The sequence below is a fragment of the Nitrospirota bacterium genome, assembly GCA_020851375.1.
Taxonomy (GTDB): domain Bacteria; phylum Nitrospirota; class 9FT-COMBO-42-15; order HDB-SIOI813; family HDB-SIOI813; genus RBG-16-43-11.
Window position 1 is genome coordinate 1 of sequence record JADZCV010000035.1, and the last position, 10,602, is coordinate 10,602.

Below are 10,602 nucleotides of genomic sequence, written 5' to 3' on the forward strand. Positions count from 1 at the left end.
ATCTCTTTAACAACCTGCCTGTGGCTCAAAGTGATAAAGATTACAAAGCGCTGTTGCCGCAGTATGCGGATCGTGACATCATCACTAACATGAAATTCTGAGGGGTGCGGTTAACTAACCGCTTACCATTGAAAAGTACTCCTTCCAATATGGACATAGAAAGATATATCATACTTCTATAAGCTCTTATGAGTACCAGATTATCGATCTCAGTAAGAATTGTCCTTATTATCTGTGATAGTTCAGGGTCGGACAGGAAATTGAGTTCTTTACTTGTAACCTCTAATTTGATTTCAACTGCATACATATTCTTCATCCATTTAACGGAAAAGTTGCAGCCGCGCCGGACCCGTGGCCGGCGTCGGATGCAACGCCTAGTTAGATGTTTTACGGCATTTCAATACCACCATGCGGAGGGCGGCAACGAATCACACGCCTCAGCGCTTTTTGCCAACCGGCCAAGAAACCGTTTTCCCGCAGGGATAGTAATGTATACTCAGAACACGATGGCTCAAATCGACATGACTTTCTGATCCTTTCCGAAGCTAATCGGCGGTATAACAAGATCATTTTTTCACTTAAGATGATCAATACATTATGCCTGTTTTCTAAAGGTGATAACATAGTAAAGTCCTTCTGCTGCTTTTTTGCCTAATAATCCAGCGAGGCACCCCGGCTGCAACTGAACCCCGATAGAATCAACTCGGTAAAAATCCCATCCTTGATCTGCCATCTGATTGACAACAGATTCCATGTAAGTGGCGGCCTCAGTACCTTTGTGTTCTTTCTCTTTTACCGAAATCATGGGTGGGACCTGAACCATTTTATATTTATATGACACAGTTTTCCTCCTTGTTCTTTAAGGCATCCAACTATATATATATGTACCCGTATAAGACCCTAAAAATCGTACGTTCCGTATAAGACGCTTGCACAAAAGGCCTCATTTCAATTATTATCCATGCTATATCAGCCTGTTGCACAGCTCTACGGTGTTTTTATCACGGTGTCTTATATGAATCGGCATAACATTCTCCATAGCTACATCAACGTACGTCAACGGGACTGCGAACACCCGCAGGTCCGCGGTTAAGTACCTATGTGTAAATAATGGTCGTCTTGACGTCGTTATGGCCAAGGAGTGCTTGAACCATTGCCCAAACATCATGTATAACTGCCTTCTATATATCACAGACAAAATCTACATTGACAGTAAAATCTCAGCCTGCTATTCTGTCATAGAAAAAACAAATTCCTATAAACTCTATGCTGATTCAACAGCTTTCGCAACAACGGGCCGATGCCTTAATGAAATCCCTCAACGGCATCTACTTCAAAAACTGGTATAGTGCCTTTCACGAAGAACGGAGCCTGCCTAAGACAGGATCTGTAGCACTTCCAGAGGACAAGCGGACCTATTTTTTAATCGAATCTTACCTGGTTGGAATCAACGATGGCAATGCCATGGCCTTATCATTGTCATCCTTCGCTAGAGCCCTATCTATACACCCAGCAGGCTCTTGCGCCATGTGCCTGAAGGATCTTTTTGAGAAGCGACTCTTCCTAATATGTCGGCAACAGGGTAAAACACAAATCGTTGCGAAGTTGGAACCGGATGGGGTACGGGTCTTTAATGAGCTACAATCCCTCATTCCTGGCATACAATTGACGTCTGGGTTTTACTGGAATGCGCTTGTGCCTGTTCCATTTCTTTGAAGTTGCAGAGACTCTTTCATTGATGTATCGGCAAACTCGTGGCGGCCCAACGCCTAGTTGGACAGCTCCATTGTCATTCAGTCCTCAAATACCAGTTGATCTCGTCGTGCAGATCGAAATATTTCCCCAACTGGAACAGGATAGATCTGGCCTCCTCAAGGGCATAGTCTACCTCTTGTAGCGTCGGACGATAGGCCCGTTTGTGCACAACCTGGTTCCTCAAGCTGTTGATCTTAGTGGCCTTGATGGCCTTCAAAAGCGGCACGAGCGTCGGGGCGCTCAAGCCCTCAATGTCCGCGTCCTTCGGATCGACTTGGTGGCACGGCAGGCCAGCCACCACTGCGGACGCGGCCCTGACACTCTTAGGAGACTGGTACTTCACGACCTGCTGGAGGAACAGCGCTCTTATCTGTGCAAACGAATAGCCCTTGATCTTGTCGTGCAGATTCGTGGCGACGAGATTCAAGTCATCCAGGTCACGCATAGAGTCGGCTCCGAATGGCTTGTAGACCAACTCGACCCTCAAGAACAGGCTGAAGAAGACCTCGTAGGCCTGTGCAAGGCTGAGGATACAATTCATGTAGTGCTTTCCATAGCGCAACTCGTAGCACTCAAAGATGAGCATCTCATATGCAGCATTGACGGAGTCCCCCACAATGCGAAACAGTTTCTCACAGGCGCTATTCAAACATAACATATCGCGGCCAGCGATCGGCTCGAACGTCTTCAGGTCTGAAGCCCGATTAAAAACACTTTCCTTCCCGCACGTGGGGCATTGGGCTACGAAGTTCTCATAGGTGGACCGGCTGTTCTCAGCCACGGGGATGTTGCTCATGTCACCTCAGTCTGTCCAACGCTGAGCTGACCGGTCGTTCTGTCATGGACATCCACTTACTCTTCAATAGATTAGCAATGTCATCAGCACAGGATATATGGGAATAAAAAATAAAACAAAAAAAGTGGAGAATAAATAATAAGTATTTTTTCATCTTTTCTCCAACCGGATGTAATCCACTTCCATGTGCTGGCGATGTTCAATCGAAGATGGGGCACACAGGTTTAGCATCTGTTGAATAATATTGATGCCATCAAGATATACAGGCTCTGTAATCCCACCCCACGCAACAAGCAGATCATACACATTTATGGAATAATCCTGTGCCACCGGAACAAGAATGGTGGGCCACATATAACTCTCATGTCCTGAAACAGTAAAAACGAGCTTGCGAGTGCCCCCGTCTCCCAATCTGAATTCAAATGATAATCCCTGATAGTCTCCGGTGGGCCACTCAGTCATGCCGCACGACTGGGCAGGAATGGGCTCATTTATAGTCATGTCATCTATCTTGAGACTCAACCATGTATCGGAGTTCACCTGCATCGGAAACCTGTCAGTAAAGTCGTAGGGGATGGCATATCCTCCATGATAGTAGGTTCCATTGCTCACCTCATCTGCCACGCCGATGTAGGTCTCATTGGCACGGCCCCATTCCTCTCCCGCATAGCGAATATTCTCCTTAACAAGCTTCCCACTTAACATATTATTTATAGTCATCCCGTTATTCGGGTTCTGGCCTGCAAGATCAGTTTCGCTGTACACCCAGTTGTGATTTTCATAAAGTCCTGCATCCCATTCCTCCCTCCATCCAGCACCATGGATGTATCCTGCCACAGCCTCTTGCTCCATCCCAATCCGGCCGCGAAAGACAATCACATACCGGTCTTCTTCGATATTATTGTTCGGAACAGAAAAACTAAGGACTGCGCTTAAACCTTGAGGTGAGAGGAGCAGACTCGATGAACCCAAGAGATACCGGTTTCCATCCGTAGCATCATAGTAGAGGTAAAAAGTCCCTTCCATCTCCTCGTCAGACAGGTTGTAAATCCTGATCCCTTTCGTTCCATCCCCCCGGTCCCCCTCGTCTATCACAAAATCGAGTTTGCCCCGGAAGAAATAGTCGATCAGGGCCGCAGAGTAACCCACGGCACGGGGGAGGAGTTCCGTTGCATAGGTACTATGAACATTCTCATCCAGCCACAACTTTAAAGTCGGAATATTTCCCTCTGTTATCAGATATTCTTCATTTAAGAAACTGGGGGTTGCAAAATGGTCTGCTAACCTTGCAGCAGAAGGCGGAGGACAATCTCCCTTGCTATTCCTGCTTATGTATTTCCTTACATCTGTGGAACCTGGAGCATAGTCCAGACATATCCTGGCATTTGTACTGTTGACTTGTGGATAAGGAAAGGTATGTTCTGGAGTTGGACTATTGCCTGGAATGGTCGAATCACTGAAATAATTGACATTGGTAAATTCCGTAATGCCCACAGTTAGATCATTAAACTGTGGTGGATTCGTCTCGACGTACTGATTCGTATCCCAGAAGTCGGTAAGTCTTGCATTGACAAAAATGGGTTTAATCGGCTCTGCACTCGCAACAAGGCCAGGGTGGTTCTTGACATAGTGTTCGAATTGGCTTCCGAACCACCTCCATGGAGGAGACAATTCAACACCAGTATAGGTAAGGTGTGATGTGAAATCATTCCTCACATGGGCAGGCTGTGCCCCGTCCTCTATCAGATGCAACACCTGTCCCAGGGACTGGAAGGTCTTGGTAAAATAGCTCTCCCGCTCTTCGACAGTGGGACTGTTCAAGGCTAATTCGTAGTAGTCTCGGGCCTTGTCCCATCCCCATTGCTGCTTGTCTATTATGACCTTGGGGCCATCCGGGGAAGGACTCAGGTACCCTGTTCCCCAAGTGACAAGGGAACTTCTCTCAGAGTAGGGCCAACCCCATAGATTACACCATACCCTGATCATAGACCCCAAAGTCGTTGTGTCATCGCTCATGAAGGACTGATCCCAGGAAAGCAAAGGATTATGGAAATGGTTGGAAGCACGGCAGAGGGGTGAGTCTTCATCAATGGATCCCTTCCGTAACCAGTATAAAATAGTCTTTTCACTGCTTAAAGGAAATTTTGTCTTTAATCCAACTTTTAAATCCAAGTTTTGAATAAGATAATTTTCCAATTTTGAATTGTTAACTGCTTTTTCTGTAATGTCTGGATGTGTAATTTCATCATCAAAGGCAAATGCATTATTACAAAGGAATATTGTTATAAAAATACCAATGCAAATATTTTTCTTAAGCATTTGTAAATCCCCTTTTATTATTTCAGTTTTTGCCTTTCTTCAAAGGCTTTATTTTCTTCTGACTCTATAGCCTTTACAATTAACTTTTTCTCTCCAAGACCTAAATGTATAGCACTATGAATGAATGATACATGCTCAGAATATTTATATTCTGGTTTGAAACGATCCATCTTGATTATATAATTCTTCTCCCATTTAAAATCTTTTCTTTTTTCATACTTAGGGAAAATAAACTTATTATTCCATGCCACATATCCTTTTTTATAAACAGTTAGATCAGGAGGATTTACAAGTGGATTGAATGTGCCGGAAATCATAACCTTACCTTCCTTATCCGTAACCGCTTCAATAACCTTATATGATTCTGTATACGTCAATCCAAATCCCTTTGTCTTTGTCCACTCCACCAGTACTACAGCCCCTTCTACGGGTTCCCCTGTCTCAGCATCAAGCACCTTTCCAGTGATAGTGGCATAACAGCCGGAAGTTATGACGAATACGGCTATTAACAGGAATATGTATTTAATCTTCATATTGCTCATCTCTCCAGCTGTGTTTGAACTATGTTCGATAATTGGAGAAATATATTAGAATCATTATTTTCTATATTGTTGCGAATATTCGTATGCTTTTCTATAATATTTATTAACCTTCTCAGAATCCTATGATCTTCCATATCCCCTTCTCATCCTGCACAAAGGTAACTGGATATGAATATGGAATTCCATTCTCTACTCTGATGACCCCGCATTCTGCAACAGTGCCATATAGTGTGTTGATCTTGAATTCACTTATGCTTGAGAATATCGCATTGAGATTGCTGCCGAGGTCCGTAAAGGCCTGCCTGTATCTATCCCTGCTTCCTGCCACAAAATAAGTAAGGGCGGTCTCCATATCTCCACTCATTAAAGTCCCCTTTATCCCATCCCACTTGGCCCGAAGCAATGTACCCATCTCTGTGACAGAGAGGACAGTAATAGCTGTAGTTGCCTCATAGATACTACCGAGGGTGTCAGTAGCTATGACCTTCGGGAAGTACATGCCTGGAGTGGAATAGATGTTTGTTATGATGGACAGCGTTGCCCCACTTGTGTCAATTGTCCCGTTCCCATCGATGTCCCACTGATAATTGGCTACAGGATTTGTTATGAATGCCTCTACCTCCAAGGTCACTTCAAGCGGCTGGATCCCGCTATGTGGTATGGCAGTTAAGAAGACCGAGGAGACTTCCGGCGCAAAAGTCACAGAGATTAGGGCGCTGACCTCAAGTCCCGCTCCGTCTGTCGCCGTGGCCGTGATGGTGTTCAACCCATCCTGGAGATATGTCTCTGCTGCAAATTCATTCCCATAGACAATGGCTATCACGCCATTTACCGCCACACCTGCCTCAGGGAGATTGTTGATCACCCTCCCTTTAACCAGCAGGGGGGATCGATTCACCGTAGCTCCCTCTGCTGGAGAGGTGATCTGCAACTGGATCTGCCGGAGGATATCTACATCGATACTTTCCTCTGCCTGATTGCCTGCCCCGTCTACAGCACGCGCTGTCAGGGTATGCGCGCCAGCGGCAAAGGTGATTGTATCAACTTCAAAAGTGTAGGGGAAGGAAGAAGTAGTTGTATATAACTCACCGTCCACTAAAAGGCTCACACTGGAGATGCCGGATTGTATATCTGCAGCTTCTACATTCACAGGGATAACCCCGCTGACCTGAGCCCCTGATGCAGGGGATGTAATGGATACCAAAGGTTGGAGCAAGTCTAAAAAGACATTTCTTGTGGCGCTGTCAATGTTGCCTGCCCGATCCCTTGCCTCAAAGAAAAGGACATTCTGGCCGGAACTCAAGGTGGCCGTCCCGCTGAAGCCCGTACCAGCCACTGTGAGCGCCTGGGGTGGGCCACTGTTGGCTGAAACAGTAACAGTACCTATGTTCTGATCGGTAACCGTACCGGACACACCTATGTTTACCATATTGACAACCGCTCCATCTACTGGGCTTGAAACATTGATCACTGGCAGAATCGTATCCAGGATAATCCGGTGGGAAACATATGTGGAATTGTTTGCCGGGTCCCTGGCAGTAATCTGAATATTGTTTATCCCTTCCCTTAAGGAGACATTTACCTCAAAGGCCCCATTGATAACGGGAATTACGGCGCCGGTCCAGCCGAGCCGCAGTGTGGCCTCAGGATCATCCACAGTGCCACGAATCGTCACAGTGGAAGTGTTAAGGACGGCCCCATAGGAAGGGGCTGTGATCATGATAACCGGTTTTATTGTATCCCTGATAAAGTCGACTGTGGCGCTCCTCTGATGCCCATTTGCATCTGCCGCCACAGCCGTGAAGGGGTGAATCCCATCTACCGGCGGAAGACTGACAATGGCCCAGAAGAAGTCCTCCTCCCACATCCCGTAGAATACTCCCCCTGTGTCATAGACAAGCTCTCCAGGAGGAAGGGGTACTCCATTAAGACTTAATGATATTGCACTCTCATCTACAATGCCTGTTACAAATCCATACCACTTCCCATAAGCCTGATCACTGCAATCCTCACCCGGAGGATGAGGAATCAGTTCCACAAATGGCTCTGCACAAAGTGTAATATCAGGCCCTGAAGGGATAGTCTGGAGATAGACCGTTATCACATTTTGGAATTGGTTCTCACAGGGGTCAGTGGCTGTCGCCGTCACTGTATTCTCACCCTCCTGAAGGGTAAGACCCTCCACTGTGAATGTACCATCGGCTGTGACAGTGGCAGCAATCCCGTTGACTGTCACAGAGGCAGAGGGGTCATCCACTGTCCCGGTGACAGTAACAGGGCTCGTAGAGAAGGTGGTCCCATGCGTGGGACTTGCAATAACCAATAGAGGCGGGGTGTTATCAAAACCCGTCATTTCAAGGGATAAACGATCTCCCGGTGATCCGTTAATTTCAACTCCTATAGTGTTGGCAGCTTGTGGTGAGACAGTACTTGAAAGTCCGCTGACCTGCTCATTAAACTGGCTTGAGACAAAGACTGCCTGACTGTTTAAGCTGACACTTGCAGAATCAACCCTGTTAGCCCCGCTTGTATCACCGTTGGTAACGTTTAATGTGAACGGGCCGGTAAGCCGGGGGTTCAGAGGAAAGGTGACATTTTCCAAAATCGGCTTCCCTGTTGCCCTGATAAAGGTGTGAGGGCCAAAGGCCCTGCAGATATTTCCGCTCTGACGGTAAATCTCAATAGTTATAGATGAGCCGGGCACACTGCGTAATCTTACATCCAGTAGATTTTCACCTTGAAGCAGGACTATCTGGCGATTTAATCCTGAGGCCTTCTGATTTAATTCCGAAGGCCTTAAAATATCCTGGTCATTTAGCCTGATTACAGCACTTGATACACGGTGTGTTCCATCAGCAGTCCCATTTATTATGCGCAAAAAGAAAGTACCGGTGGCATCAGAAACTGTAAATGGGATGCTGTCCGTTTGCGGTATACCCTTCTCCCGTATCACTGTAAGCGGTCCGAGGACAAGCTCACCGCTTACTGCAGAATCCGGTAATTCAAGATCTGTTTGTATAGTATCCCCGGAGGGCCTCAGGATTAATTGTTCAGGAGTATATTCGGCAATCAACAGAGGTTCATTTGCAGGATCCTCCTGATAGTAAACGGTAAGAGTCCTGTAATAGGCATTTGCAGGAACCGGCTCTTCTGAAAAATCAAAACTGATTAAGGCAGGAGATGTTGGATCAAGTCCCTGGATGGATACCGGGTGAGAAACAGAAAAGAAAAAGTTTCTGCCACCCTCTGCCGGAGTGAGTTTATATCTGGCGAGCGCCCAGATCTCTCCAGCTCCAATAGATACCTGATCAGGCGCTTTAACCTTTGCCTGAATCTGTGTGATGGCACCATCCGGTGTTGGAAGGAGAATGGCATAATGGTCAGTTTCATCGAATGGATCGGATGATACCACCAGGGCATGGGCCGGAGTTATAATTGTAAAGAAAGATAATAGAAGTACCAGAATAATAATAGATTTTCTTATCATGGTTTTCTCCGTAAATTAAGATTAAAATTATGTAATGGGAAGAACTTATTTTAACCCTCCGGGTAAGGTTTATGGAAAGACTTAATATTAAGATATTAGCAAATCAGGCCAAAGTATAACTTAATAATTAATATTGTCAAGACAATTATTGGCCATGTGAAATGAAGTAATGCGCTGGGGGAGATCATATCCGGCCAAATTCACCATAGTTACGGCGTCCCATTAATCAGTCTCACTACAGCGGTCTGTTCATAGAAGTCTATAATATTCAAACCGCAGAAATCCTGCTGTATCCTGAAACAATTTTCAATGGCAAGGTTTATGGCATGACAGATTATAATTCTGCTCACACCTGCATGGGTGAATAGAATTATTTCCTCGCCCGCATGCCTCCTTATTATAACCTTTAACTCCTTAATCACTCTCCTTTGTATATCAAGAAGTGTCTCTCCGCCAGGCGGGCTTGTACATACAGGGTCTGCAATCCATTTATCCCATACATCCGGATATTTTGACTGGACCTCCTCAGGAGTCAGGCCTTCCCAGCATCCAAAGTTCATCTCCCTTAAGGACTTTACCGGCATTACCTTTAATCCGTGAGGCGCCGCAATAATTTCCGCCCCGTCACGGCAGCGTTTCAGGTCACTTGAGTAGATTGCACTTATGGATTTATCCCTGAACGACTCTGCTACAGCAATAGTCTGTGTCAGCCCTTCAGGAGATAAATCAATATCTGTGTGACCGTTATAAACACCCGTGTGTGAGTTTACAAGGTGTCCATGACGGATTAAATATATCCGCGTGTAATCTTTCATTTGAATTGTGAGATGATCAGAATGACCAGAAGTACCATCACCTCATTCACCTCATTGACTGCCCCTAAGACATCACCTGTAACACCACCCAGCCTTTTCTTAAAGTAAATAACCCCGATGAGGGTAGTCCCGCCTATGAATGAAATGACAAGACCGCCTCTCCATCCCATCATCAGTCCGGCAGCTACAGATGCGAATATGGTAGCCGTCAGCAGGTTCAACGGTGAAACAGTATCAACAAAATCTTTGCCGGTACCTCCGCTCATTCGTGCATAGACAGATAAAAAAGCCGTCAGTACCATAGACCATCTTGACAAAAGCGGCATTAAAAAGAGGGCAGCATACTTTGAAATCTGAGGAAGCGACTGAGGATAAGATAGCAGCGCTGTATATTTAAGCCCGATAATAACAATGAGACTTACCGCGCCGATTGCCCCCACCCTGCTATCCTTCATGATCGAGAGTGCATCTTCCCCCGTCTTTCCACCATACAAACCATCAACTGTATCTGCAAGTCCGTCTAAGTGAATCCCGCCGGTAATCAGTGCAAGAACCGCAATCAGTATGAAATCCACAACAACCACTGGCAGTATGGATGACAGCACGACATCTGCAGATACCAGTACCCCCCCGATAACGGCTCCGGCAATCGGGAAGAAGGCCATTGCATTTCCCATATCCGCTGGTCTTAATTCCCCCTTTACGGGAATAGGAAGAACTGTCAGGAATCCCAAAGAAATGGACAACGGTCTTATCATCAAATTACATAGGAATTTGGATTTCTGAGGATATAGTAGCTGGATAAGATTTTGCTGTCAATGGAGATTTCGCTTGTGGTGTGTGAAGGGGGATATGCAACATATTGAGACAGGAAGCATAGGAAAGATG

The 10,602-nt window shown here is 45.9% G+C and carries 8 protein-coding genes; all 8 read right to left on the reverse strand.

The annotated features are described in order from the left end of the window. Positions 1-387 precede the first annotated feature (387 nt). Positions 388-591, reverse strand: coding sequence for a membrane protein insertion efficiency factor YidD (locus IT393_07425; protein MCC7202471.1), 204 nt, complete (start codon positions 589-591; stop codon positions 388-390). A gap of 4 nt (positions 592-595) precedes the next feature. Continuing rightward, entirely contained in the window at positions 596-823 is a 228-nt protein-coding gene (locus IT393_07430) for a DUF4177 domain-containing protein (protein ID MCC7202472.1), read from the reverse strand. A gap of 966 nt (positions 824-1,789) precedes the next feature. Continuing rightward, positions 1,790-2,551, reverse strand: coding sequence for a hypothetical protein (locus IT393_07435; protein ID MCC7202473.1), 762 nt, complete (start codon positions 2,549-2,551; stop codon positions 1,790-1,792). A gap of 150 nt (positions 2,552-2,701) precedes the next feature. Continuing rightward, a complete protein-coding gene (locus IT393_07440; protein ID MCC7202474.1) occupies positions 2,702-4,567 on the reverse strand; it encodes a hypothetical protein in 1,866 nt (621 codons plus the stop codon). 320 nt (positions 4,568-4,887) lie between these two features. Beyond that, positions 4,888-5,403 carry a carboxypeptidase regulatory-like domain-containing protein gene (locus IT393_07445; protein MCC7202475.1) on the reverse strand — a complete coding sequence of 172 codons (516 nt, stop codon included), beginning with the start codon at positions 5,401-5,403 and terminating at the stop codon, positions 4,888-4,890. Between the two features lie 121 nt (positions 5,404-5,524). Beyond that, entirely contained in the window at positions 5,525-8,899 is a 3,375-nt protein-coding gene (locus IT393_07450; protein MCC7202476.1) for a hypothetical protein, read from the reverse strand. A gap of 209 nt (positions 8,900-9,108) precedes the next feature. After that, on the reverse strand, positions 9,109-9,714 hold the full coding sequence (gene cobC, locus IT393_07455; protein MCC7202477.1) for an alpha-ribazole phosphatase: 606 nt from the start codon (positions 9,712-9,714) through the stop codon (positions 9,109-9,111). Further along, complete coding sequence (gene cobS / locus IT393_07460) at positions 9,711-10,472, reverse strand: adenosylcobinamide-GDP ribazoletransferase (protein ID MCC7202478.1); 762 nt, start codon at positions 10,470-10,472, stop codon at positions 9,711-9,713. The genes cobC and cobS overlap by 4 nt, the downstream gene beginning before the upstream one ends. Positions 10,473-10,602: the final 130 nt, after the last annotated feature.

Bases quoted from the DNA above. Each gene is read 5' to 3' on its own strand.
- IT393_07430 (MCC7202472.1), bottom strand. From the start codon at position 823: ATGGTTCAGGTCCCACCCATGATTTCGGTAAAAGAGAAAGAACACAAA.
- IT393_07435 (MCC7202473.1), bottom strand. From the start codon at position 2,551: ATGAGCAACATCCCCGTGGCTGAGAACAGCCGGTCCACCTATGAGAAC.
- IT393_07440 (MCC7202474.1), bottom strand. From the start codon at position 4,567: ATGAGCGATGACACAACGACTTTGGGGTCTATGATCAGGGTATGGTGT.
- IT393_07445 (MCC7202475.1), bottom strand. From the start codon at position 5,403: ATGAAGATTAAATACATATTCCTGTTAATAGCCGTATTCGTCATAACT.
- IT393_07450 (MCC7202476.1), bottom strand. From the start codon at position 8,899: ATGATAAGAAAATCTATTATTATTCTGGTACTTCTATTATCTTTCTTT.
- cobC (MCC7202477.1), bottom strand. From the start codon at position 9,714: ATGAAAGATTACACGCGGATATATTTAATCCGTCATGGACACCTTGTA.
- cobS (MCC7202478.1), bottom strand. From the start codon at position 10,472: ATGATAAGACCGTTGTCCATTTCTTTGGGATTCCTGACAGTTCTTCCT.